Annotated in this window: 31 protein-coding genes; all 31 read left to right on the top strand. The window is 54.6% G+C overall.

Annotated elements, in window-relative coordinates:
• Positions 1–182: 182 nt before the first annotated feature.
• The 31 genes from BJ885_RS22065 (at position 183) to traT (ending at position 24,410) form a co-directional block, all read left to right on the top strand.
• Positions 183–536: a type IV conjugative transfer system pilin TraA gene (locus BJ885_RS22065; RefSeq protein WP_032645467.1), complete on the top strand. Its 354-nt coding sequence runs from the start codon at positions 183–185 to the stop codon at positions 534–536.
• A gap of 3 nt (positions 537–539) precedes the next feature.
• Entirely contained in the window at positions 540–842 is a 303-nt protein-coding gene (gene traL, locus BJ885_RS22060; RefSeq protein WP_023338040.1) for a type IV conjugative transfer system protein TraL, read from the top strand.
• Positions 843–848: 6 nt separating this feature from the next.
• Entirely contained in the window at positions 849–1,430 is a 582-nt protein-coding gene (locus BJ885_RS22055) for a TraE/TraK family type IV conjugative transfer system protein (RefSeq protein WP_023338039.1), read from the top strand.
• An 11-nt stretch (positions 1,431–1,441) separates the two neighbouring features.
• Positions 1,442–2,182, top strand: coding sequence for a type-F conjugative transfer system secretin TraK (gene traK, locus BJ885_RS22050; protein WP_085841620.1), 741 nt, complete (start codon positions 1,442–1,444; stop codon positions 2,180–2,182).
• A 2-nt stretch (positions 2,183–2,184) separates the two neighbouring features.
• Positions 2,185–3,588 carry an F-type conjugal transfer pilus assembly protein TraB gene (gene traB / locus BJ885_RS22045; RefSeq protein WP_121932817.1) on the top strand — a complete coding sequence of 468 codons (1,404 nt, stop codon included), beginning with the start codon at positions 2,185–2,187 and terminating at the stop codon, positions 3,586–3,588.
• A 95-nt stretch (positions 3,589–3,683) separates the two neighbouring features.
• Positions 3,684–4,148, top strand: coding sequence for a hypothetical protein (locus BJ885_RS22040; RefSeq protein WP_085841619.1), 465 nt, complete (start codon positions 3,684–3,686; stop codon positions 4,146–4,148).
• Between the two features lie 130 nt (positions 4,149–4,278).
• Positions 4,279–5,106 (top strand): prohibitin family protein, encoded by an 828-nt coding sequence (locus BJ885_RS22035; protein ID WP_196481024.1) that lies wholly within the window; start codon positions 4,279–4,281, stop codon positions 5,104–5,106.
• 61 nt (positions 5,107–5,167) lie between these two features.
• A complete protein-coding gene (locus tag BJ885_RS22030) occupies positions 5,168–5,563 on the top strand; it encodes a hypothetical protein (protein ID WP_121932800.1) in 396 nt (131 codons plus the stop codon).
• Positions 5,564–5,621: 58 nt separating this feature from the next.
• Positions 5,622–6,176 carry a type IV conjugative transfer system lipoprotein TraV gene (gene traV / locus BJ885_RS22025; protein ID WP_063854606.1) on the top strand — a complete coding sequence of 185 codons (555 nt, stop codon included), beginning with the start codon at positions 5,622–5,624 and terminating at the stop codon, positions 6,174–6,176.
• Positions 6,173–6,427, top strand: coding sequence for a hypothetical protein (locus tag BJ885_RS22020; RefSeq protein WP_121932799.1), 255 nt, complete (start codon positions 6,173–6,175; stop codon positions 6,425–6,427). Before traV ends, BJ885_RS22020 begins: the two co-directional genes overlap by 4 nt.
• Positions 6,424–9,033 (top strand): type IV secretion system protein TraC, encoded by a 2,610-nt coding sequence (traC, locus tag BJ885_RS22015; protein WP_121932798.1) that lies wholly within the window; start codon positions 6,424–6,426, stop codon positions 9,031–9,033. Before BJ885_RS22020 ends, traC begins: the two co-directional genes overlap by 4 nt.
• Positions 9,030–9,446, top strand: coding sequence for a type-F conjugative transfer system protein TrbI (gene trbI / locus BJ885_RS22010; protein WP_029403797.1), 417 nt, complete (start codon positions 9,030–9,032; stop codon positions 9,444–9,446). Before traC ends, trbI begins: the two co-directional genes overlap by 4 nt.
• Positions 9,447–9,469: 23 nt before the next feature.
• Positions 9,470–10,078 (top strand): type-F conjugative transfer system protein TraW, encoded by a 609-nt coding sequence (gene traW, locus BJ885_RS22005; RefSeq protein ID WP_404851416.1) that lies wholly within the window; start codon positions 9,470–9,472, stop codon positions 10,076–10,078.
• Positions 10,075–10,467, top strand: a complete 393-nt coding sequence (locus tag BJ885_RS22000; RefSeq protein ID WP_121932796.1) for a hypothetical protein — start codon at positions 10,075–10,077, stop codon at positions 10,465–10,467. Before traW ends, BJ885_RS22000 begins: the two co-directional genes overlap by 4 nt.
• The gene (locus BJ885_RS21995) at positions 10,458–10,736 is read left to right on the top strand and encodes a hypothetical protein (protein WP_029403802.1); all 279 of its coding nucleotides are present in this window, start codon (positions 10,458–10,460) and stop codon (positions 10,734–10,736) included. Before BJ885_RS22000 ends, BJ885_RS21995 begins: the two co-directional genes overlap by 10 nt.
• Positions 10,727–11,272 carry a hypothetical protein gene (locus BJ885_RS21990; RefSeq protein WP_183128645.1) on the top strand — a complete coding sequence of 182 codons (546 nt, stop codon included), beginning with the start codon at positions 10,727–10,729 and terminating at the stop codon, positions 11,270–11,272. Before BJ885_RS21995 ends, BJ885_RS21990 begins: the two co-directional genes overlap by 10 nt.
• Before the next feature lie 104 nt (positions 11,273–11,376).
• Complete coding sequence (locus tag BJ885_RS21985; RefSeq protein ID WP_029403804.1) at positions 11,377–11,592, top strand: hypothetical protein; 216 nt, start codon at positions 11,377–11,379, stop codon at positions 11,590–11,592.
• A gap of 55 nt (positions 11,593–11,647) precedes the next feature.
• Positions 11,648–11,971 carry a hypothetical protein gene (locus BJ885_RS21980; RefSeq protein ID WP_121932795.1) on the top strand — a complete coding sequence of 108 codons (324 nt, stop codon included), beginning with the start codon at positions 11,648–11,650 and terminating at the stop codon, positions 11,969–11,971.
• The gene (gene traU / locus BJ885_RS21975) at positions 11,968–12,966 is read left to right on the top strand and encodes a conjugal transfer pilus assembly protein TraU (RefSeq protein WP_029403807.1); all 999 of its coding nucleotides are present in this window, start codon (positions 11,968–11,970) and stop codon (positions 12,964–12,966) included. The genes BJ885_RS21980 and traU overlap by 4 nt, the downstream gene beginning before the upstream one ends.
• A gap of 10 nt (positions 12,967–12,976) precedes the next feature.
• Positions 12,977–13,600, top strand: coding sequence for a type-F conjugative transfer system pilin assembly protein TrbC (gene trbC / locus BJ885_RS21970; protein ID WP_121932794.1), 624 nt, complete (start codon positions 12,977–12,979; stop codon positions 13,598–13,600).
• A complete protein-coding gene (traN, locus tag BJ885_RS21965; protein ID WP_121932793.1) occupies positions 13,597–15,456 on the top strand; it encodes a type-F conjugative transfer system mating-pair stabilization protein TraN in 1,860 nt (619 codons plus the stop codon). Before trbC ends, traN begins: the two co-directional genes overlap by 4 nt.
• The gene (gene traF, locus BJ885_RS21960; protein ID WP_121932792.1) at positions 15,453–16,235 is read left to right on the top strand and encodes a type-F conjugative transfer system pilin assembly protein TraF; all 783 of its coding nucleotides are present in this window, start codon (positions 15,453–15,455) and stop codon (positions 16,233–16,235) included. Before traN ends, traF begins: the two co-directional genes overlap by 4 nt.
• 9 nt (positions 16,236–16,244) lie before the next feature.
• Complete coding sequence (locus BJ885_RS21955) at positions 16,245–16,712, top strand: hypothetical protein (protein ID WP_050485045.1); 468 nt, start codon at positions 16,245–16,247, stop codon at positions 16,710–16,712.
• Positions 16,709–16,927, top strand: a complete 219-nt coding sequence (locus BJ885_RS21950; protein ID WP_121932791.1) for a hypothetical protein — start codon at positions 16,709–16,711, stop codon at positions 16,925–16,927. Before BJ885_RS21955 ends, BJ885_RS21950 begins: the two co-directional genes overlap by 4 nt.
• Positions 16,917–17,528, top strand: coding sequence for an F-type conjugal transfer protein TrbB (gene trbB, locus BJ885_RS21945; protein WP_029403815.1), 612 nt, complete (start codon positions 16,917–16,919; stop codon positions 17,526–17,528). Before BJ885_RS21950 ends, trbB begins: the two co-directional genes overlap by 11 nt.
• 17 nt (positions 17,529–17,545) lie before the next feature.
• Positions 17,546–17,809: a hypothetical protein gene (locus BJ885_RS21940; protein ID WP_029403816.1), complete on the top strand. Its 264-nt coding sequence runs from the start codon at positions 17,546–17,548 to the stop codon at positions 17,807–17,809.
• Positions 17,806–18,210: a hypothetical protein gene (locus BJ885_RS21935; protein ID WP_085841608.1), complete on the top strand. Its 405-nt coding sequence runs from the start codon at positions 17,806–17,808 to the stop codon at positions 18,208–18,210. The genes BJ885_RS21940 and BJ885_RS21935 overlap by 4 nt, the downstream gene beginning before the upstream one ends.
• Positions 18,203–19,567, top strand: coding sequence for a conjugal transfer pilus assembly protein TraH (traH, locus tag BJ885_RS21930; RefSeq protein ID WP_085841607.1), 1,365 nt, complete (start codon positions 18,203–18,205; stop codon positions 19,565–19,567). The genes BJ885_RS21935 and traH overlap by 8 nt, the downstream gene beginning before the upstream one ends.
• Entirely contained in the window at positions 19,567–22,887 is a 3,321-nt protein-coding gene (gene traG, locus BJ885_RS21925) for a conjugal transfer mating-pair stabilization protein TraG (RefSeq protein WP_121932790.1), read from the top strand. Before traH ends, traG begins: the two co-directional genes overlap by 1 nt.
• Positions 22,888–22,899: 12 nt before the next feature.
• On the top strand, positions 22,900–23,496 hold the full coding sequence (locus BJ885_RS21920) for a hypothetical protein (protein WP_047345087.1): 597 nt from the start codon (positions 22,900–22,902) through the stop codon (positions 23,494–23,496).
• A gap of 182 nt (positions 23,497–23,678) precedes the next feature.
• Positions 23,679–24,410, top strand: a complete 732-nt coding sequence (traT, locus tag BJ885_RS21915) for a conjugal transfer complement resistance protein TraT (protein WP_032641144.1) — start codon at positions 23,679–23,681, stop codon at positions 24,408–24,410.
• Positions 24,411–24,475: the final 65 nt, after the last annotated feature.

The raw sequence follows: 24,475 nt of genomic DNA, 5'->3' as shown, positions 1-24,475 counted from the left end.
GAGGCCATTTCCGAACTTTCTGGTCAACAAAGCCTACTCACTTACATATTCAGATAAATCCGAATGATTCTAAAAAGTGTGATATGCGTCACAGTTTTTTTTTTTTAGGGTCATGGGACAATTGCGCCCGCGTAAACAAGTACTTACGCGAATCACTTTTGTTTACTTCGGAGAAAACAAACATGTTAACCAAAGGCAGTGCCCTTAACGTCGGTAAGGGATGGGCGGTAGCGTCTTTATTCCGCAAAGCACGCGAAAATCGCAAAGCTAAATTTTACTTAAAGTCAGCAGGCGCTTTTTTAATTGCACTTATGGTCACTCACCCGGCATTCGCATCTGGTACTGACCTTCTTTCCTCACAGAACACCACGGTTAATTCCACCTTCGGTTCTGGTTCCTCACTGGTTAAATGGTTCTACATCGCCGAAATCATCATGGGCCTGTTTATTTACATTAAGGCCCGCTCACCACTGGTGTTCGTCGGTATCGTTATGGCAATCATCTTTACCCGCGTCGCCTTCGGCATCGCGAGCTAAATGATGAATGGGGAAGGAGATAAATATAACTTCCCGGAAACAATGAACCAGCAGGACCGCTATTTAGGCTTACCGATTGACGAATTGATTGTTACTGCACCCCTTTTAGTTTTGGGGGTGCTTAACAATCTGTCACTCGAACTTGGTGTAATCGCGGGAATCCTCTGGTTTATCGTCAGATATCTGAAAAAAGGGCAGGGGTCATACTGGTTACTTAATTTCTGTTACTGGCACCTACCATCACTTTTATTCAAAGTAACCTTTCGCCAGATACCTGATTCAAGTTTCCGGCACTGGAGGGCATAGTTTTTCATGAAACTGAATATTAAAGGAGAGCGCGATAAACAACTCCGCTATGCGTTTATTGGTCTTTCAGCTTTAACTTTACTCATGGGCGCAGGGAATGTACTGACAGGGTCACTGGCATGGTATTTCGCCACAACCCAGAAAACCATCACCACGCCATTAACGTTTAACCGCCCATTTGCATCAGATTCTAAAAGTGTCGATGCCACCGGCCTGACACAGTTCGCCGCTTCCTTTATTTACTGGCGACTCAACGTTACCCCGGAAAACATCGAACATAACCAGAAAATGATTCTTGGATTTGTCCCTTCCGCCGAACGGGACGTACTCAAGAAAGCCCTGGACATAGAAACTGAGCGCATCCAGAAAGCGGGCATCACCACCCAGTTCGACACGAAAGAAATTCGCGTCATGGATGATGGCTCCGTGCAGTACAGCGGGGTACTGAAATCCTCCACCACAAACGGCGCAATCATCACGCCACTGAAAGACCAGGAAAAAACCTACCGACTGAAACTGAGCTATGACAACGGTGTGATTAACCTCCACAGCTTTGAAGAACTCAGGCCGGTATCTTCCACCAACTGACAGGACTGCCCATGAAATTTCGCATTTCACCGGCAGCTGCTGCTGTGTTTCTGGCAGCGGGATTATTTACCAGCGGCCTCCGGGCCGCTTCCGCACCCGCAGCCATTCCGTTTGAGAACGACGCCGCCTTTAACGTCACCCTCAGCAACACCAACCCGAGCAAGGTTGTTGTAGACGGAGAACTCATTACCAGCATCAGCGGACCAACCGGTGCGTATGACCAGAGCCAGACCGAGGACGGAGCGCTTATCCTGTCTCCGCTTGTCGGCCAGAACTTCACCCTGTTTATCCAGACTGACCACGGTTCATCGCTGAGCCTGAACGTCAGACCGCAGCCGGGTAACGGCAAAACACTGCGCTTCACCCCGATGTCACCACCACTTCGCAAGAACGACGATGCGAAGGCATGGGAAGAAGGGCAGACCTATGAAAAAACGCTGGTTGCGCTATCCCGCGCCGTAGTCAATGGTCAGGTGCCGGACGACTACCGGGAATACCCGGTCAGCCGCATGCCGGCTTACTCACCCGCCAGTGATGTACGCCTGACGCCTGAACGCCAGTTCGTAGGCAACCACCTTCGCGTGGTTCGCTTCCGGATGAGCAACCCGGGCAGCATCACCCGCAGCCTCCGCGAGCGCGATTTCTGGCGCAAGGGCGTCCGGGCCGTAATGCTGTCACAGAATCAGCTCTACGCTGGCGGTGAGGGGTATGCCTGGATTGTGTTTTCAGATGACGGAGGCACCCGCCCATGACCATCAGCCTGAATGAAAACCTGAAAACCCGCCGCAAGCAGCTGGCCATCCTGGCCGCCGTCATCATTGGCGGCGCAGCTGCAGCAGGCGGCGTAATGTGGTACGGGCAATACCAGCAAAAACAAAAGCAACCCGCACCAGCTGCAACACCAAACCTGACCGGCGTGGTGACCGCGACGTTTAACGAGCAGGTCAACGATGCCGCACTGACGCAGCAGCAGGCAAAGACCTCCGCTCTTGAGCAAAACCTTGCCACGCTTGCCCAGCAGTTCGCGCAGAACAAGCTCACTACCGAGCAAAAGCTGGCCGAAAAGGACGCTGAAATTCAGCGCCTGAACGACCAGCTTACGAAAGCCCCCGGCAGCAACGTGACCACTGGCCAGCAGACACCACCTGCAGGTCCGAACGGAACACCACTCCCCGGTCCCGTTGCTGCCGGTCAGGCCCGACCACCCGAATACAATGTGACCCCCGCAGGTGCACCGGCCGCCACAGGTGTGAATATGGGGCAGGGCGCAGTGTTCTACCCGGGCGGCTCCGGCCAGCGCATGACAGGCGGTCTGTCGACAACAAAGTTCAGCTACGACAGCCTGAAGAAAAAGCCAACTAAATTGCCCTGGATTCCTTCTGGCTCATTCTCTGATGCCGTCCTGATTGAAGGGGCCGACGCGAACGCCAGCGTCACCGGTCAGCAGAATACCAGCCCTGTAACCATCCGCCTGCAGGGCAACATTCAGATGCCCAACAACAAGGAGTTCAACGCTGACGGCTGCTTTATTGTGGGTGAGATGTGGGGCGATATCTCCAGCGAGCGCGGAAACGTCCGCACCCAGTCCATCAGCTGCATCCTGAAAAATGGCAAGCACGTGGACATGGAGTTTCAGGGGCATGTCAGCTTCCAGGGTAAAGGCGGCATTCGCGGCAAGCCCGTTATGCGAAACGGCATGATTGTCGGTTACGCCGGCGCAGCAGGCCTGCTGTCAGGCTTTGGCGAAGGCATCAAATCTGCCGCCACACCATCCGTCGGCCTCGGTGCAACAGCGGAGGTCGGTGCCGGTGACGTGTTTAAGCAGGGTATAGGAGGCGGGGCCAGCAAGGCGGCCGACACGCTGAGTCAATACTGGATTAAGCGCGCCGAGCAGTACCATCCGGTAATTGATATCGGTGCCGGCAACCAGGTCACAGTCGTGTTCCAGAAGGGTTTCCGCCTTGAAACCATCGAGGACGCCGAGGACGCTAAAGCGAAAGAGGAACTACAGAAAGCCGGCAATGCCGCGCAGAACGCCGTGACCCCTCAACCGGCGAGCCAGACCACTGCATCCAGTACCACCTCAGTCGGCAACATCAACCCGGATGACGTTCTCCGTCAGGCCAGTCAGCTGCGCCTTGGTGACACCATCAATTGATGAGGAAATGCAGATGTCTGCTCGTAAAACAACAGCACAGGGAGGCGGTTACAAAGGACCTGACATCCAAAGCGGCAGCAAAAAGGATAAACGTAATGCGTGACGAAGAGCGTAATAACAGCCTGCTCAGGAGCATGCGGATACATATTGCTGAATGGGAGGCGGGACGCGCCACTCCGGAAGGAAGCCGGTTCATGTTTATCTGGCTTGTCATGTACCTTGGGACCGCGTGGCCGGCTCTCGCGTACTGCCAGCCACTTTTGGCGCTGGGTTTTCTGGTTATCTGGTTCTTTCCGAGTCAATGGATATGCAGGCGAATTGTCCCCCGCTACAACGAAAGCTGGGCGGAGGTATTCGACAGGAAGCTTTCTGATTATGAACCCTTGAATTTGCCCGCCTGGGAACACCTTAAGCACCAGGCCGAAACGGAGGGGCTGACGGTCAGCATTGTCAGCAACTGGTATCAGGAGGAAGCGAGGTCCGTCTGGCCAGAAAAGAAACCAGACCTGAAGTTTCTCCATAAAACTACTGACCGTCGCGGGAAAACGGGAGAGGAGTGAAACGTAATACGGCAATCCTCCTAATCACCCCACCTCCCGCATCAAAACTGAAATCAATATCAATGGTGGCTATATGAGATACACAACCGATTCAGAAATAGGTCTTAACCCTCGCGGGCTTTTCCTCATCATGGGGGGAGCTATCGTCATCGCCAGCCTGCTTATTGCCTGGCTCTCATTTTACAGTATTAACGAAGGTGAAAGGGGAGTGCTGCTGCGAAACGGGCGTATTGTTAAAGTCGCTCAGCCCGGCCTGGGACTGAAATGGCCGATCATCGAAAGCGTGGAGAAAATAACCGTAAGGAATGAGGCCATGCTTTATGAAGGTATGAGCGCCTACAGCTTCGATCAGCAACCCGCAAAAATGACCGTATCCGTGAACTTCCATGTTCTGCCGACCGAAGTGGAACGCGTCTACAGTGGTTATCAGACGGTTGAGAACATGAAAACGCGGCTGATTGCCCGGCAGATACCTACACAGCTGGAAAACGTTTTTGGACGATATACCGCAATAAGCGCGGTTCAGGACAGAGCGAAGCTGGTACAGGATATGCAGGCCGCGCTGCGGAAAAGTGTTGATGGACCGGTGGTGATTGATACCGTACAGATTGAAAACATCGACTTCTCGCCGGCGTATGAGAAATCCATTGAAGACAGAATGAAAGCAGAGGTGGCCATTGCCACACGGACGCAGAACCTCCAGACAGAGAAAATTCAGGCTCAGATAGCGGTCACTCAGGCTCAGGCCCAGGCTGACAGTAAACTGGCGGCAGCAAAGGCAGAAGCTGAATCAATACGCCTTCGCGGAGCCGCAGAAGCTGAATCCATACGCCAGCGCGGCGATGCACTTCGGGATAATCCCGGCCTGGTCAGTCTGACGACGGCTGAACGCTGGGATGGAAAGCTTCCGGCATCAATGATCCCCGGAGGTACCGTACCTTTCCTTTCGGTGAAGTAACCTCTGACAGCCTCTAATTGTTCACCATCACAACCCTGTAATTCATTTCACTGGAGTGTCTATGTCTGCAATTAGGGCACGTTCTTCATTACTAAAAACCCTGCACAACTATCGCTATTTCCTCATTCCAGCACTGGTATTCACTATCGAACTGACAGTGTGGGCAGCGCTCAATCTTAAAGGCGTGGGTGATATGGGCTGGGTCTCCTGGCGAGTGTCCCTGCTATTAAGCGTGTTCCTCGTATGCTTTAGCGGCTCTGCCTTTAACAAACGCGATGACTGGTACTTTATATATGGTTCAGTCGTTCCGTGGGGAGGAATGCTGATAGGGACCATTGTTTATGGCTTCATCCAGATGAACCTGAACTTCCTGACGCTGGACATGTTTTATGTCGGCGTGTTTTGTAGCCTTGCTGTGCAGTTGCTTTTCACTGTGATTCAGTGCAGCTGCAAATAATCGAAATTGAGTATTACCCCTCCCTGAATACCCCTTAAATTAAAACCGGAGTTACCCCATGAAAAATCTACTGGGTGCTGCACTGCTGTGCAGCGCACTGACCGGCTGCGCCGGTCTCAATTCTGATTTCGACTGCAACAAGACTGCGACCGACCAGTGCCTGACTACCGCCGAGGCCAACAAACTGGCCGCTCAGGGTAAAAGTCTGGATGACCTGACGGCAGAGAAAACCGCAAAAAAGCCTGCGGGTGAAACCCTGCCGGCACTGCGCAATTCAGCACCGGTCGTGAATCCCTTCCGTCCTGTCTCCGCCGCAGCAACCGGAACCACTGCCGCTAAGCCTGTTGCACCGCGCCCTCTGACCACTGCGCCGGCGAAATCGTCTGGCTCGCTGGTCACGCCGCTGACCACGTCCAGTCATGCTACTCCCGTGCCGGTTAACACGGCGGGTCGCGTTCCGGTTCAGCGTATTCCTGACGCCACGCAGCGCCTGTGGATTGCACCCTGGGTGGACACGGACGACAACTTTCATCAGCCGGCTGTGGTCGAGTTCGTGAAAAACAAATCCCACTGGGATGAGAGCTACCGCGTCATCGGGGAGGGAGGGGAATGAGCAGCCACTACATTTCCGGCAGGAACGGCGTCGATCATCTGGCGAAATCGTTAGTCCATTCACGGAAAGGAACGACGCAAATCACCGCCACACAGTCAGTCGATACCGACGATGAAACGCTGGCCGTTCTGAGCGTGAGCTGTGACTGGCAGATTAAAACGGCCGGTGATGCCTCGCACTCCGGCCAGATGAACGAAGAGAAGCTGCGTCGCCTGGAGTTAATCCGGGCCGCTGCGGAGGGCCGAAAATGAGTTTTGTCGACAGCCTGATGGATATGCTGAAAAACGGGAAAGAGGAAGACGGCGCAGCAACGGCCCGCAACAACCTTTCCCAGACCTGGGACTATCCGTCCCTGGTTGCTGCGCTGCCTTACCGGTATTACGACGACAAAAATGAAATTTTCGTCAATGCCGGCTCTGCGGGCTTCATTATGGAAGCCGCGCCGCTTCCCGGCGCGAACGAACAGGTGATGGCCGCGCTCGATGACATGCTGCGTAAGAAGCTGCCCCGCCAGACCCCTGTGACCGTCATTATGCTGGCCAGTAAGTGTGTCGGGGAACGTATCGATCGCGGCGTGAGTAACGACATGTGGAAAGGGGGGATGGCCGATCACCTCAATAAAATTACCCGCGCGTTCTGGCAGCGTTCCGCGCTGCACGGCCTGGCCAACGAACGGGAATACCCGCTCTACCTGCGTAACTACCGTATCTTTATTGTCTACGGTCAGCCCATTAAGCGCGCTTCCCAGGTTCAGCGGGTGATGGATGACCTGATTCAGATACGTAACACCATCCGCGTCTCACTGGGAGCCGCGCGCATCGACAGCATGAATACCGATGTGCACGCTTTCCTGTCTGCGGTACGCGAGCAGATGAACTACCGTCAGGAACAGGTGCTGACGTCCTCCGGGGACTACAACGAGGATGAGAAGCTTAACCGCCAGGTGGTTGATCCCGGGATTGACCTGAAGGTGCATCCATCGCATATCCGGATGGAGCTGCCGGAAACCATTGACGCGCGCGGGACACGTCTTCCGGCATCGTCATGCCGCATCATCAACATGCAGCTTGCTAAAAACCCGCGTCGATTCGCACTCTGGCAGGGGGCTGACAATCTGCAAAACCTGCGCTTTCCCGATCTCGGGATACCCTGTCCCTTTATGTTGACCTGGACGACGGCGCTGGAAGAACAGACCAAAAGCCAGAGCGAGGCTTTCCGTAAAGACCAGGACCTCTCGAAAAAAGCCAACTCAGCCTACGCTGCACTGTTCCCCAACACCAAAAAGGCTGCAGAGGAATGGCGGCGCACCCGGGAGCAGCTGCACAGCAATGAAATCGCGCTCTGCAATACCTACTTCAACCTGACCCTGTTCGCCCCGGATAACAATACCGAGGCACAGAAGTGTGAACTGGCCGCCGTCAACGTGTTCCGTAAGAACGAGCTGGAAATGGTGACGATACAGTACCAGCAGATGCGTAACTGGCTGGCCAGCTTCCCATTCGTCATGCAGGAAGGGATGTGGGAAGACCTGAAGATGACGGGGGCAACGCTGCGCTCCAAGTCATGGAACGCGGTGAGCCTGATGCCGGTCGTCGCCGAGCGCCAGCTGTCCAACGTGGGTATGCCATTGCCCACCTACCGGAACCAGGTTGCGTTCTACGACATGTTTGGTGAGGAGAACGGCAGTACCAACTTTAATATCGCCGTCACCGGCACGTCCGGGGCAGGTAAATCCTTCCTGACGCAGGGCATCCTTCGCGATGTACTGAATGCCGGGGGGTACGCCTGGGTTATCGACATGGGGGACAGCTACAAGAACTACTGTCACCAGGCCGGCGGGGTTTATCTCGATGGCTCTAAACTGCGCTTTAACCCGTTCGCCAACGTTAAGGACATTAATCATTCAGCGGAAGGGATTGTGCGCCTGCTGACGGTGCTCGCCAGTCCGACGCAGCCGCTGGATGGCGTCTGTGAAGCGATCCTGCAGAAAGCGGTAATGGATGCGTGGGAGAAGAAGGCAAATAAAGCCCGTATCGACGACGTTCATAATTACCTGACCAATGAGGATGTGAACCAGGCGTTTTCAGACAAGCCGACCATCATCGCGCGCCTTGCTGAGCTGGCCATGCTGCTCGATACCTACTGCACCTGGGGGCCTGACGGCGAATACTTCAACGCCGATGCCCCGACGCTCGATGGTGAAACCCGCTTCGCGGTGCTGGAACTGCTGAGCCTGGAAGACAAGCCGAAGCTGCTCTCGTCCATCCTGTTCTCGCTCATTCTGGCGATACAGGAAAAGATGTACCACAGCCCGCGCGACCTCAAAAAAGTGTGCATTATCGACGAAGCCTGGCGTCTGCTGGGCGGCTCCAACCCGCACGCGGCACGGTTTATCGAAACCGGCTACCGCACCGTGCGTCGTCACCGTGGGGCGTTTATCACTATCACCCAGGGCATCAAGGACTTCAGCGCCAGTAAGGAAGCGGAAGCCGCCTGGAACAACAGCTCCACCAAAATCACCCTCTTGCAGGATGCGAAGGCGTTTAAACAGTACCTTGCCGATAATCCGGATCAGTTCTCGGACATGGAAAAAGAAGTTATCCGTGGCTTCCAGCCCGCCCTGCAGACCGGCTACAGCTCCCTGCTGATAAACGCCGGTGAATACAGCTCCTTCCATCGCCTGTTCGTCGACCCCGTGACGCGTGCCATGTTCAGCTCGCGCGGCGAGGACTTTGCTTTCATGCAGAAAGCGCAGAAAGAAGCGGGGGCGACCGCGGAAGAAGCGGCGTATCTGCTGGCGGAGAAAAAATACGGCAGTGAACTTCGTGAACTTGAAGAGTGGGTGAAAGCGGCATGAGTGAACAACAGAGCAAACCGTATGACGGCGACACCGTTCGGGACGGTGCAACTATGGCGGGATGGTTGACCTCCCGAAGAATGAAATTAGCAATCTGTGTGCTTGTCTCGCAGATGGTTATGACGGGGATAACATGGATTTACATGAAAACCACAGAGCCAGAGATTGTCGTTTTCGACATGAAGGGGACGGTGGACCTCTTCATGCAGCAGTCCGCTCAGTTACAGCTCGATGAAAACCGGGCTAAAGCGATGACCCAGCAGTTCAACGCGGCGCTGACCGGCAGTCTGGATGCATGGCAGTCCTCACATAACGCCATCATTCTGGTGAAGCCGGCGGTGATGAGCCCGCAGCGCGATATCACGAATGAAATCCGTGCTGATATCGCACGACGTACCCAGGGGGGCCAGTGAAAAAACGAACGCAGCTGACGGCCATGATGCTGCTGATGTTCTCCGCCGGCAGCGGGGCTAAAGATCTCGGTACCTGGGGCAACGTCTTCGAGCCTGCAGAGCAGGACATGCTGGCGTTTATCCAGAATCGACTGAAGGGAATGGAGCAGACGGGCGAGCTGGACCGCCTTCGCAAAGAGGCAACGGAAAGAGTGAAGGAGCATGCGGTACGTCCGACTCCGGTGGAAGGGCTAACGAAAGCGAAGGAATACCGCAGCTTTGCCTGGGACCCGACATTTACCGTGAAGGAAACGATCACAGACATGCAGGGCAACGTGATCGCCCGCAAGGGCGATACGGTCAATCCTCTGGATAAGGTGCCTTTCAGCCAGGTGCTCTTTTTTATCGACGGCGATGATAAGGAGCAGGTGAACTGGACCCGACAGCAGCTCGCCGGCCAGACCAGCGTGAAGGTCATCCTGGTGAACGGCAACATCAAAGAAACCAGTGATGCGCTGAATGAACGTATCTACTTCGACCAGTCTGGCGTACTGACCCGTAAATTCGGTTTTGAACACATCCCCGCGCGGATATCGCGCGACGGCCACGTGATGAAAGTGGAAGAAATTCCGGTATCAGGAGCGAAAAAATGAGTGCAACAACGTTAGGGGACCTGTTTCCCGAAATGCGTCAGGCGGTCCCGTCCCATCGGCGTTACGCCAGAAAACCGCGTAAACCCGCTGAGACAGCTCCGCGCCAGGGAACAGCAGAACGGCTGAAGACGCTGTTCCCCGAAATTGACTCCTGGCATCCTGTACTGGTGACCAAAGCCTGGCTCCACTGGTGTGAGCAGAACCAGCAGGACAGCCGGGAGCCGTCCAGGCGTGATGAACGTTTCCCTGACTACATCATTCACCTATTACTGGAGAACATGCGGGCCGAGGACAGCGCGAAACGTAAAAAGGACCCGACGCTGTCACTTTCCGAGCGTCTCGACAGGTTGTTTGCAGGCGAAGGGCAGGAGAACGCCGAATGTCACTGATACACAATACCGCTGTGCCGCCAGTGTATCAGCATATGGCTGGTCACAATGCTGATACCAAAAGCTGTGACGAAACCGTAAATCAACTCTGTCAGCTATACCCTGAGATCGCTTCATGGCAACCGGCGCTGATCGCCGGTGCCTGGCACCAGTGGTGCGCGAATAACCAGCGTCAGCCTGTAGCGCCGGAAGAACGAGATGAGGCGTTTCCCCTGTACCTCGTCAGGCTTATCCGCAACAGAATGGAGGAGATGAACGCATGGCGTTAATCAGCTGCTTCACCGGCCCTCAGGGGCTGCAGGGGATGCTCACCTGTTTGCGTGATACTGAGGGCATGACCGGTATTCTGGTCGTCGTTGCGCTACTCGCTGGCTGGATTGTTGTTCAGTTCGTGGCATGTGCCCGGCGTGAACGCCGGGCGTGGGAGAGCAGGCCGGGAATACCTGTCCATCTGGCGCAATTTGGCAGTGCCCGGCATGCCGATGCGGTTCACGCCTTTGCTAACCGGGAATACTATCAGATATTGCTCTCAGAGCTGGAAAAAGGCCTGACTGAGGCGGGCTATGCACTGACACGCGATGAATCACTGCGCGTGACGATCCCAGAGGCTGACCGGCTACAAATTAGCCGCCGGATTTTCCGGGCACGCCAGAACTATACGTCGCCGAGAGTCTCTGAGGAGGCGATGCAGGACAACTTAGATGCGGCAGTGAACGATGGGTACGCCGGCTCCTGGCTCAGCTTACTCATACGTGGCAGTGAGCGCATTGGCTGGTACATCACGAGACCGGAAAACAGCCAGTGATCAACCGCGCTGCCCTTCAGGATGTTCGGTGCTCACTGCGTTGCGCTCCGCCTCAGCCTGAATGTCATCCCGGTTTCCGATTAACCCCCCGACCAGGTAACGCCATGAAAAAAGACCCTGTTACTGAAAAGGGCCGGAATGTCACCTCAGTACGTCACGATGAGGGTTCGGCCCGACAGATGGATGAAATCCTCAACGATAATCCACTGTACAAACCCTCGCATGTTCTGCGCGGAGCCATTCTTGCCCTGTACGAAATGAGCCAGGAAGAACGTCTGGCCATCATTATGAAAGCGGCCGGCAAAGCCAAAAACCATTAATCCTTTTATAAGCCCTCCCGCCGTCCGGTGGCTGCGGCACTCCCGGAGATACCCCATGACTCACCCTGAATCTGTCAGGCCGGTGACGGTTACCCGTGACCGCAATGGCTTCTGGACGCACCCTCATTATTTTGTACCTGCCAGTGATGAGGCCACACAGACTGAATTCGGCGACTGGATGCGCCAGCACAATCTGATCTGTGCCACCCGCTGGATGGAAAACGACGCGCCTCCCCAGGTGATCGCTGACTGGGAAAAGGGAAAACAAAACATCAGTGAATGGCTTCCTTCCGCGCCAGAGGGGGAGGGCTGGTTCATTGGCTCCATTCATGACACTGAGGACGGCCCGATCTGTGTATGGCTGCGGGAGGTGAAATGAAGCGTTTCTCATGGCTTGCCGGCGTGATGCTGGTCCTGCTGTCCTGGATGCCAGCTCAGGCAACGGCCGCAGCCAGCAACGCGGGTGATGGCCGCTGGGTTAACCCGATAAGCGATGTCTGCTGGAAGTGTCTGTTTCCGATGACGCTCGGCAATATTCAGCTGGCCGCCGGTCCACAAAAGGATACCAACAACCCGGCTTCGCCGATCCAGATTTGTCCATATGGTGTGTTTTATCGTATCGGTCTGGCCATCGGGTTCTGGGAGCCAATGGCGATGGTGGACGTAACCCGTGAGCCTGGGGTCATGGTCAACATGGGCGGCTTTAAAATAGATCTCGGACGAACGGGAACGGGAACCGCAGGGCAGAGTGACCGGCCCGCTGCCGGCACGTTCTACCATGTTCACTGGTACAAATACCCGCTGATTTTCTGGCTGAACATCATCACCAGCCTGGGGTGTTTGCAGACCGGCGACATGGATATTGCCTATCTCTCCGAAGTCGATCCTCTCTGGAATGACAGCACCCTCTCGATGCTGATTAACCCCGAGGCAGCGCTGTTCGGCAACCTGATCGCTCAGGGGGCCTGTGCTGCTGACGCAGCTGCATCATCAGCTGGCCTTCCTCTGTCACCGCTGTTCTGGTGCGCAGGTAGTCAGGGTTCTATCTACCCGCTAACAGGTTTTACCAGCGGTGAGTTTTCTCCGCTCGAGGCCTCTTTGCTGGTCGGAGAGCGAATGGCCTTCAAGCTGCATCGTGAGGGGTTGGTATGGAACTCTGTGGGCGCGGACGTCGCCGTATGTAACCAGTATCCATCCCCGATCATCCCGAAAGAGCGATGGCGATACCAGATGGTGAACATGTACCCCGAACCGGGCAACTGCCATCCCTTCGGGGCCAGCACGCAGCTCTGGGGCACAACGCATAACTCTCCATCCTCCAAAAAGAACTTCGGCTACCTCTTCTGGCGCAAACGTAACTGCGTATTCCTTTAAGGACATGACAATGAAAAACGCTTATCTCCGGGCGCTGACGATCAGCGTCATGATTGCTTTCGCGCCGCTGGCCCTGGCGAGCGCCCAGACCGATATCTCCGTCTCCGACCATAACTGGATCAAAGGTCAGCAGGATGCGCTGGCAGCGATGAAGGAAGACCAGCAGGGGCATCCGGCGGTCGCACCCGTCTTACCGCAGCAGCAACTGGACCTGATTAACCGCCTGCAGGGCGATATAGCAGCCCAGACCAATAAGATGGGGGAAAAAGACACGTTCCCGGCTATTTACTTTGTGAGCCTCGGTATTCCGCGTGAAGGTCTGCTGCCGATGCTGAAGGATGCCCGTCGTTACAACATACCGCCGACGCTGCGCGGCCTGGTTAATAACGACATGCGACAGACCGCAGCGGCAATGTTTGAGCTGAGTAAGGAGGACAAGGACGCCGGCGTGCAAATCGATCCAACGTTGTTCACTCAGTACAACATCACCACGGTACCCGCCCTGGTGGTGACCTGCCCAGGCCGCTATGACGTAATCAGGGGAAGTCTGCCCCTGCAGCAGGCTCTCGAAAAAGTAGCTGAAAGTGGTGATTGTGCGGCAACGGCACGCCATCTTCTGGAGGCCGGAAAATGAAAAAACTACTTTCAACGGTGCTGATGCTGTTTCCGCTTCTGGCTGGCGCAGCTGATCCTGCCTTTGAGGCGGGAGCGAGCTTTGGCAAAGGTAATGCTTCCGCCGGGACGGGAGCCCTGAAAAATCCGGATACCGTCACGGGGGCAATACCAGGCTATACCGCTAACCCACCGGAGAAAGGGTATTACGGCGGCGTGGATGGTGGTGACGGTGGGCTCGCCAACAAAGGGCAGGCCGCTCTGCAGGGCAATGACGCAGCGCAGTCGGTTATCAACTCCGGAAAAACGAACCCGACGCCCGCCATAGACCCGAACGCACCTTTCATCACTATCGGTAAAAATGCGGAAGCTGGCGCTGACGGTGTGCTAAACGGGACCGCGAACCAGTGTAAGGAGGTGACGGTATCGAAAACCACCTTTGAAAATTACACCTGCGATAAGGATGTGGCCTCAGTGGAAGCCTGTTCAAGAACGGCAACACCTGGCGGACATACTTCCACCACGACAGTGCAGAAAACTTTCACACTGACGGCGGCCAATGGCGATGTTGTTTTTACGAATAACGGTACTTCCTTAAGTTTTAGTTTTAAAGCGCCGGCATCAGGACCGGTGATCAGCGCGCATTTTTACTGGGCGGATCGCGATGTCAATGCCGGGAAAATCTCCTGGTGGGGCGTCAGTCAGACGATTGTCGGAAAAGCCTTTAACTGGGAAATGCCGGGCGCTCCGGGGACACCGTTGTCGCAGGGGGGCTCGTTACCTGCCGGTTCCTATCAAAGCACCGGATGTGTTAGCGGAAAGCAGGATGTTTGTAGAAAACATATCCGGGAGCAGATAGCTGACTTTCAGTCAGGCGCGTCAGGCTTCACGCTCGTGCTCGTTATGAATGCAGTCGAGACTACTTTTGTCCCGGAAGTGAACTGGTCCTCATCCTGTGGCCTGGATATGTCGAAGGCGAAAAAAACCACGTCAACCTGCACCTCTCCGGGAGGAAATAAAACCATTGTTAACAACGGTCAGAGCTATAACGTTTACAGCGACTGCTGGCAGTACACCGATAACTATGTCGTGCCGTCAGACTCCACCGGAACCTGCGGAACGCTGATGACGAACCCCTCCTGTACGGCGGCAGGCAACACCTGCACTGAATCGACCGACGGGCAGTGTACCCATATGAGCTACACCTACCAGTGTCAGACCACGCATCAGTCGGGCGGCCTGGTCTGCGGCGGCGACTACATCTGTAAGTCAGGCGAGTGTGACGACACCAATGGTGCCGGAAGCAGCGGTTTTGATACGGCCGTGGCCAAACTGGCAGGACTTGCCTCGGCGGCTGAAGACGCAAAAGACGCCAGCAGTACCATTGAGGTCAAAGCCTTCACGGGGAAAGCCATGCGCTGCCGTAAAGCCTTTGCTGGTTTCTCTAACTGCTGCAAAGACTCTGGCTGGGGACAAAGCGCCGGACTGGCCGCATGTGATGACGAAGAAAAAGCAATCGGCAAGGCCAAAGCCAAAAAAATCACCGTCAGCGTTGGCGAGCGGTGCGATCGCCAGGTGCTGGGTGCCTGCATCCAGAAAAGTCAGGTCTACTGCGTCTTTGACGGCAAGCTTGCCCGCATCATTCAGGAGCAGGGGCGTCGCGACCAGCTGGGCGTTAAGTTCGGCAGCGGTGACAGTCCGAACTGCCGGGGTATCACTGTTCCGGAGCTGCAGAGCATCGACTTCGACAAAATCAACTTCTCTGACTTCTACGAGGATTTGATGAAGAACCAGAAAATCCCCGATACCAGCGCGCAGGTCCAGCAGATTAAGGAGCGTATTGCCGCGCAGGTGAATCAGCAGGGAGGTGGCAAATGAACCGTGTCCTCTGTGGCCTGCTCATGGTGCTGGCGAGCCATACGGTGCTGGCCGAGGAGATTATTACGCCGGCAGAGCCGTTCACCGGCTGGTCCTGGTACAACGAACCGAAAAAGCCGCCGGAGCAGTCCAGAAAGCCACAGCAGCCTGCACCGCAGGCCATTCCGGATCTCAGTAAAATGTCCCCGATGGAGCAGGCCCGGGTACTGAAAGGATACACCCAGGAGGCGCTTAACCGCGCGATTCTGTTCCCGTCGAGGGAAAACACGGCGACGTTCCTGCGCTGGCAGAAGTTCTGGACAGATCGGGCATCGATGTTCAGTCAGTCCTTTGCGGCGGCGCAGCTGAGCCACCCGGACCTCGACTACAACCTGGAGTATCCGCACTACAACAGCATGGCGCCGTTTATGCAGACCCGCGACCAGCAGACGCGGCAGAGCGCCGTGGAGCAGCTGGCGCAGCAGTACGGTTTGTTCTACTTCTACCGGGGCAGCGACCCGATTGACGTGCAGATGGCGGGCGTGGTGGCGGACTTTGCGAAAACCAACGGTATTTCGCTTATCCCGGTATCGGTTGATGGCCAGGTGGCAGCCTCCCTGCCGCAGAGCCGTCCGGATACGGGCCAGTCCCGGTCGATGAATATTACGCACTTCCCGGCGCTCTACCTCGTTGACCCGCGCAGCAAGAATTACCGCGCGCTGTCATACGGCTTCATGACGCAGGATGACCTGTCGAAGCGATTCCTGAACGTGGCCACCGGCTTTAAACCCAACTCCTGAGAGTCTCTTATGACAAAGATGCTTTTACCCCTCATCCGTGATGCAGGGCGTTTCGCCCTGTACACCTTTGTCTTCGGCCCCGCGCTGTTGCTGTACGGTATTGTGATAGCCATCTCGCTGGAGGGCTCGCTGGCGGGACAGTTTGTGAAAGAGGCGCAAACGCTAACCGAAGGCGCGCCCGCCGGAAAGGTGATGCAGTGCGTTACGCATCATGAAGCGGCACCACAACCCCGGCTACCTGAGCCCGGCGAGGACGCAAGTCCCCCTCCTTATGAGTTCCCGCCGGTACAGTTTTGCCATCGTGAACCGGTTGACAGCGAGCTGTGGATAAAGCCGATGAATGCAACGCTCCTCAACCTCTGGCTGATGGGCGCGCTGTTCGGCGCGGCTGTGGCCTTTCTGGCTCATCTTTATATTCATCGTTCCACCACCTCACGGCAGATGCCGGGGGTATGGCAAAAGGAGACACACGAATGAAACCCGCTATTCTCGCAGGGCTGATTTTCTGGGGCACGATGGCGCGCGTACTGAGCGAGCTGATAACCTGGTCGGTTGAGCATACGCAGCAGGGGCTCTTATGGTTGTGCAATGGTATGTGGGCCGTGGCGGCTGGCATGGTGGCGTATGCCGTCTATCGCTGGTTCCGTTACGAAAGAGGGCAGGCGCATAAGGAAGCCGATCATGAACATTAAAACCGGACTCACTGCGCTACTGTTATCCCTGCCCCTGCTGGCGAATGCCGGTGCGCGAGAGGAGTTAATGGCGCTTGAAGCATCAAAAACGGCCTCATCTGCAGACGCTGCAGCCATCACCGCTTCCACCATTCCTGTACCCGCGCAAGCCAGCCTGATGGCGCTGCCGGACGGACGTCGGGCTAACATGAAAGATTATGCTGTGGTGCTCTTTATGCAGGCGCACTGCCAGTACAGCGCTAAGTTTGACCCGCTGCTGAAGGGCTGGGCCGATGAGCATGCCATCAGGGTGTACCCGTACACCCTTGACGGCGGCGGGGACGTATCTTACCCGACCCCGATGATCCCGCGTAAGACGGACCCTAACTCTCCCATCGCAGACGAGATTGTCACCTTCTTCGGAAACGGTTTGCCGATTGCGACACCAACGGCCTTTATGGTCAACGTCAACACCCTGAAAGCTTATCCACTCACCCAGGGCGTGATGGACATCCCGGCACTTGAGAGCCGGATGGCCAGCCTGATTCAGGCTGACATGGATAACGTCGATCCAAAAATGCTGCCGCCAATGCCGGCAAGCGCGCAGGTCACCCCTCAGTAATACAAACGGACTACAAAATGACGACAAATACGTATGCGTTATCGCGTACCGAGCGCGTGTGGCTGTTATTCAGCGTGACGCTGCTTGTGTCCGCAGCGTTCTATGGAGTGCTGGCCCACCGGGTGGTCAGCGTCATGGATCGCCCTGAACTGACAACCTGTCTGCAGGACTTACCGGTGCTTCTGCTCATCTCGTTGAGCATCGGATTCTTTTTCACCGTCACCGGGCTGTACGTCTGCCGGCAGACCCTGGCCAGGAAACCCCGGGAGGAGATTGCATGAGGCCCATCAGACTGAAGACGCTTATCCGAAACCAGGCTTTCGCGATACTGAAAGACTGTAGTGCAGATACTGAAGCCCGAAAATGGACAGACGTGTTAACTCTGAAACTGTTTTATGCCTTAATTTTTACCGCCGTAGTCGAAAGGGTATATGTGACGTGCGCCATCACAACGCTCAGTGCGATGTCCGTTGACCGCTCCGAACAGTTTACGCTCTCGCTTCTTATCCACTATCCGCAATACCTGCTCTGGGGTGTTCTTGTCGCGATTTGCGTGCTCATCGCGGTGAATTTACTCGTCTGCAGCGGGTTCTGTCTGGCCAGATATTTATGCCGCAAACTGAACCGTGCTGACAGCCCGGCAGACAAGGATACACAGGCTGTGGAGGTGCCAAATGATTAAGGCGCTTATTACGGCAGGGGTCGTGTTCTTCTCAGGGCTGGCAGCTCTGCCTGCTCAGGCGGACGTCAACGGCGATCTTAACGGCTTCTTCAATAATCTGGGCTACAGCGGCAACGTCACTCAGGCACAGGCCTGGCAGGGACAGGCGGCCGGTTACTTTACCGGTGGCTCGGTTTATCTGCGCAATCCCGTCAAAAACGTCCAGCTGATCTCAATGCAGCTGCCTTCCCTGAACGCCGGCTGCGGCGGTATCGACGCCTATCTCGGGTCGTTCAGTATGATCAGCGGTGAGGAAATCCAGCGATTCGTGAAGCAAATCATGAGCAACGCCGCCGGCTATGCATTCGACCTGGCCCTGCAGACGATGGTACCGGAGCTGAAGCAGGCTAAAGACTTCCTGCAGAAGCTGGCCAGTGATGTTAACTCCATGAACATGAGTTCGTGCCAGGCCGCTCAGGGCATTATCGGCGGGCTGTGGCCAGTGACGCAGGTTTCCCAGCAGAAAATCTGCCAGGACATTGCCGGCGAAACCAACATGTTTTCCGACTGGGCGGCTTCCCGGCAGGGCTGCACCGTCGGAGGACAGGGCGACAAAGTCACGGCTAAGGCAGGAGATGCTGAGAAGGATCAGGTGCTGAAGAATAAAAACCTTATCTGGGACACCCTCAGTAAGAATGGTCTTCTCGGCAACGACCGCGCGCTGAAGGAGCTGGTCATGAGTACCGTCGGCTCCATCATTTTCAACAAGAATGGCGATGTAACCATTCTGACGCCGCTGGTTGATAACCGCGACCTGATTAAGGTTCTGATGCGCGGGGGAACGGCGAAGGTCTACGGATGTGACGAATCCGATCTCTGTCTGGGACCTGTCGTCACCAACCTGACGATTTCCGAGTCCAATGCGCTGGTCACGCTGGTGAAAAACCTGATGCTCTCAATGCAGAACAAGCTGGTCGACGATACTGCGCTGACCGATCAGGAAAAAGGCTTTGTGAACACCACTTCTGTGCCGGTACTGAAGTACCTGACTAACGCCCAGAGCATGGGTCAGAGTGCAACCTATTTGATACAGGTAGCCGACTTCATTGCCCAGGACCTGATGATTCAGTACCTCCAGGAGCTGGTAAAACAGGCAAGCCTGTCGCTGGCCGGCAAGAACTTCCCTGAAGAGGCTGCCGCCAAACTACGCGACAACATCATTCATGCGCAGGGACTCCTCGCAGACATGAAGCTGCAGTCAGCCGCTGATCAGAACGCGCTGGACGGCATCGACCGCAACATGCAGTACCTGCAGCAGCAGGTATCCACCATTGTTTCAGGCTCCTATCAAAGCAACTATCACTGGGGTGATCGCTGATGCTTGAGATATACACCATTTATGGCGGGGGAATGTGGAAAACGGCGCTGGACGCCGTTGTCACCCTTGTCGGTCAGAATACCTTCCACACCTTAATGCGTATTGCCGGCACCTTCGGGGTGCTGGCCGTACTGCTCACTTTCATCAAACAACGTAACCCGATGGTTTTCGTCCAGTGGCTGGCGGTCTTCATGATCCTGACATCCATCCTGCTGGTACCGAAACGCTCAGTGCAGGTCATCGACCTCTCTGATCCGGGGGCGGTCTGGGTCACCGATAACGTACCGGTTGGCCTGGCGGCTATCGCGTCGCTGACGACCAGTATAGGGTACAAGATGGCGTCGGTTTACGACATGCTGATGGCCAGACCCGACTCAGTGACCTACAGCAAAACCGGGATGCTGTTCGGCTCGCAGATTGTGGCGGAAACCAGTGACTTCACCACGCAAAACCCGGAGCTGGCACAGATGCTGCCGGATTACGTGGAAAACTGTGTGATCGGCGACATTCTCCTTAACGGTAAATACACCATCAATCAACTGCTCAATTCCACTGACCCGCTGACGCTGATAACCAGTAATCCAAGCCCACTGCGGGGCATTTTTAAGATGACCTCCACCTCGCGCCAGTTCCTGACCTGCCAGCAGGCCGCAACGGAGATCCAGAAGCTGGCCAATACTGACGTTAACCCTGGCAGTGCGACGTTCACGTGGCTGACGAGAAAGGTCTTCGGCAACAAGCTGAATGGCGCGTCGCTTCTGGCCAACTCAATGGGTGACAGTTATGGATTCTTCTATGCCGGTGGCATGACGGCTGCTCAGATCATGAAGAACAACATCACGAACAGTGCAGTACGGCAGGGGATTAAAGGTTTTGCTGCTCGCTCATCCGACACGGCTAACCTGCTTAATCTGGCCACAGAGAACGCGGCAACCAAACAGCGTCTCGCCTGGGCTGCAGGTAACGAACTGGCGACCCGCACGCTGCCGTTTGCACAGTCCCTGCTGATGCTTATCTTGGTGTGCCTGTTCCCGCTGATGATTGCGCTGGCTGCGTCAAACCACACGCTTTTTGGTCTGAACACACTGAAAATATACGTTTCCGGTTTTATCTACTTCCAGATGTGGCCGGTTATGTTCGCCATTCTTAACTATGCCGCCAACTACTGGCTGCAGAGTCAGTCCGGGGGCACGCCCCTGGTGCTGGCCAACAAGGATGTGGTTGCACTGCAGCATTCTGACGTGGCGAATCTTGCCGGGTATCTGTCCCTTTCCATTCCGGTGCTGTCGTTCTATCTGACCAAAGGTGCGGCGGCGATGGGCTCTCAGGTGGCAGGGAGTGTACTCAGCTCGGGTGCCTTCACGTCGGCAGGTGTGGCAGCAACCACAGCGGACGGTAACTGGTCGTTTAACAACATGTCGATGGACAATGTCAGCCAGAACAAGATGGATACTAACCTGATGCAGCGTCAGGGGCAGCAGACGTGGCAGGCAGATAATGGCTCCACGCAGACTCAGACGGCAGGTGGCCATACGGTTATCGACGGCTCGGGTGCAATGTCGAATCTGCCGGTGAACATGAAGCTCAGCCAGCTGGCCAGCAGTGGATTCCAGGAGTCTGCCCGTCAGTCGCAGGTTCAGGCGCAGACAGCTCTCGATGGCTACAACCACAGCGTTACCAGCGGCTGGTCACAGCTCTCTCAGCTTTCTAACCAGACCGGTACCAGCGACAGCTTGATCAAAGGCAGTGAAAACAGCCAGGCCACTAACGCAACGCGCGGTGCCAGTATGATGATGTCTGCTGCAGAGAATTACGCGAAGGCGAATAATATCTCTACGCAGGAGGCTTACAACCAGCTGATGTCAAAATCTGTTGAAGGCAGTGTTAATGCGGGAGCAAGCGGTAAATTCAACACCGGCGATCAGGCATTCGGGAAAATTGGGAAATGGGCTACTGGAGTAAGTGCAGAAGCACATCTTGGTGCAGAAGTTAAAGGGGCGAGCGGAAGTTCGCATGGTACCCAGGAAACTCACTCCAGTAATCAGGATATGCGACACGACCAGAACAGCCAGGCAGTTAATGACTTCCGGCAGGGTATGGATATGGTTAAAAGTAGCCGAATCACCGAGGGTGCAAACCATTCCGAGAATGCAGCAAGCAGCAATGTTCAGCAGTTTGCCGCAACACTCAATGATGCTGAAAGCCAGTACCATCAATACACCACCAGTTCAACGCAGAGTAACGAGTTCAGCCGTATGGCCACCGTTGCTCAGAACCAGAGTGCAAGCCTCGATACGAACTATACACAGGAGTTTGTGGACTGGGCGGCTAATAAATACGGTGATAAGGCTCAGTCCATGCTGACAAGTGCGCCGTCGGCGCGCGAAGCGGCAATGGAATTCGTTAATGAGCGTCTTAAACCTGAAATTATGGGCGACTATCAGCAGGGGAGAGCGGATCTTAAAAGCGGTAATGAGCATGCGGCATTCAGCGGTGAGCATATTGTTCAGCCAGCCCATGGCAGTCAGCAGGTATCAGGTACATCCGGTAATGTAGGAGGAGTAAGTTACAGTTCTCTGGATGGCGATGCTCATAGCCAGGGGGGTGTTGGCAATGTCCAGACATCAGGAACGACTCAGGTCACAGGTTATGGAGGCCAGCAGGGTGGGCAGATTACACCTGTAGGTGAAAATATTTCTACTAGAACAACCGAGTATGTTTCGCGAGGGAATGAGCAACCAACAAATCATGAAGGACAATCTGCCGGACAGAGAAGCAGCTCGGGTAATATCACCTCGTCGGTAAGTATGGTTAACACCGGAAGACACTCAGCTGAAGATGAAAATGCCGGCCATATTGCAGAATCACATCCAGAGTTCCGTCATTCAGGAGTTGTTAGGGAGCAAGGGACCGTGCATGGCCAGGAAAGTGAAGTTACTCATAACCGTTCTGGTATTAATGTCGGCGGCGAAAAAGTACGTGGTGATGCTATGCAGGAGGCATACAAAGAAAATCAGACTAAGCTGCACGAACATTCCTCGCAGGGTTTTGGTCCACAGAATGAGTTACAACGACGAGTGGCGGAACAAAGATCTGAAAATGAGCATAAAATCAACGAATCTGCTGGAGAAATTGGTAAAAAACAATCCACTGTTCAGGCATCCAGTGATATATTGAAAGGAGAGCTTCATAATTCACAAAGTTCATTCTCGAATGGTTTAAATAAAGAGAAAATCAGGCAGGGGGAATCATCTCCTGCTGAACATGATGATGAAATGAAACGTAGATTAGCTGAGCTAAGAGAAAGGAAGACGGGCTGATTAGGAGGGTATATGGCATTCTCAAATGGTGATGCAAAAAAAGAAATTGCTGAGATTATCTCAGGGATTAGTAGTGATGAACGTCCAGTTTCATCGCCGAAGAAGGCTTTCCAGATTGTAGCTATATACCCTGTAATTATGATCCTCACAGCCATTCTGATGTGGTTTGCTTATTATGTCAGTCTGATTCAAGCAGGAGATAATAGCGGGCTAGGCTGGAAGTTCTATCTTGAAGCAGCACAGCTCGTTTTAGGGTATGGAGGATGGATATCTATAGGGGCGACAGCTGTTGTAGCAATATTCTTCATACTCATAAATTATTCTACTGTACTGGTATATCTATCTATACCTGAAGATATCAGGAATCGTTCGACATTAATCACTTCCTTAAGGTCCACAGTTAAGAAAATAGCCTTGTACCTATGGGGTAGCGCCACCTTGTTATCTGTCGTAGGGATGATAACTGATTGGGGGGGGTTACTGGCAGGGAGTATTCCAGCAGTTTTATTCATATCAATATTTGTTACTAATGGATATCTTGGAATACAGAGCACTCGTTACGGTTTGGGGCCATTGATGTCAACGGCCAGTAAGATGATGAGTAGATAGGAATGGTCAATATTCTATCTTAAGTAAAATTTAACATCTGATGAAAATACAGTCCCGGAACTTCATACGTTGCCGGGATTTTTATACCCTCTCGCTGTAAATTAACATTCAAATCAGCCGATAACGTCTCTGTTAGCTATATCTCGCTAACGGGGACGTTTTTCTATGCACAGGATGAATTCATGAAATTAAAACAATTAGCCGTTGTAGGTCTGATCGCATCTACTCTCGCTCTGTCTGGTTGTGGTGCCATGTCCACAGCGGTGAAGAAACGTAATCTCGATGTCAAAACCCAGATGAGTGAAACCATCTGGCTGGAGCCATCATCAGAGAAGACTGTTTATTTGCAAATCCGTAATACATCTGACAAGGACATGTCTGGTCTGCAGGCACAAATTACAAATGAACTGGCCGCGAAAGGCTACCGCGTCTCCAGCTCTCCGGACACGGCCTACTACTGGATTCAGGCAAACGTGCTGAAAGCCGAGAAAATGGATCTGCGCGATGCCCAGGGCTTCCTCAAGACCGGCTATGAAGGTGCGGCAATGGGTGCGGCACTGGGCGCGGGTATTACGGCGTATAACTCATCGTCTGCTGGCGCAACGCTGGGTGTCGGTCTGGCCACCGGGCTGATCGGTATGGCTGCAGATGCAATGGTTGAAGACGTCAACTACACGATGGTGACCGATCTGCAAATCTCCGAGCGCAGCAAAGCGGCCGTCACGACCGACAATATTGCCGCCCTGAAGCAGGGAACGTCCGGCATTAAGCTGCAGACCAGCACGGAGCAGGGCAACCGTGCTAAATATCAGACCCGCGTGGTATCCAACGCCAACAAGGTGAACCTCAAGTTTGAAGAGGCGAAACCTGTTCTCGAAGCACAGCTGGCCAAATCCATCGCTGGCATCATGTAATGCCCTGCGGCTGCGGCGATCGTCGCAGCCGTTCTTCTTCCCCCGCTGATTTTTAACTGTGCTCA

The organism is Enterobacter sp. WP_7_1, assembly GCF_003688535.1.
Lineage (GTDB): Bacteria > Pseudomonadota > Gammaproteobacteria > Enterobacterales > Enterobacteriaceae > Enterobacter > Enterobacter asburiae.
This window is presented reverse-complemented; position numbering and strand designations above follow the sequence as displayed.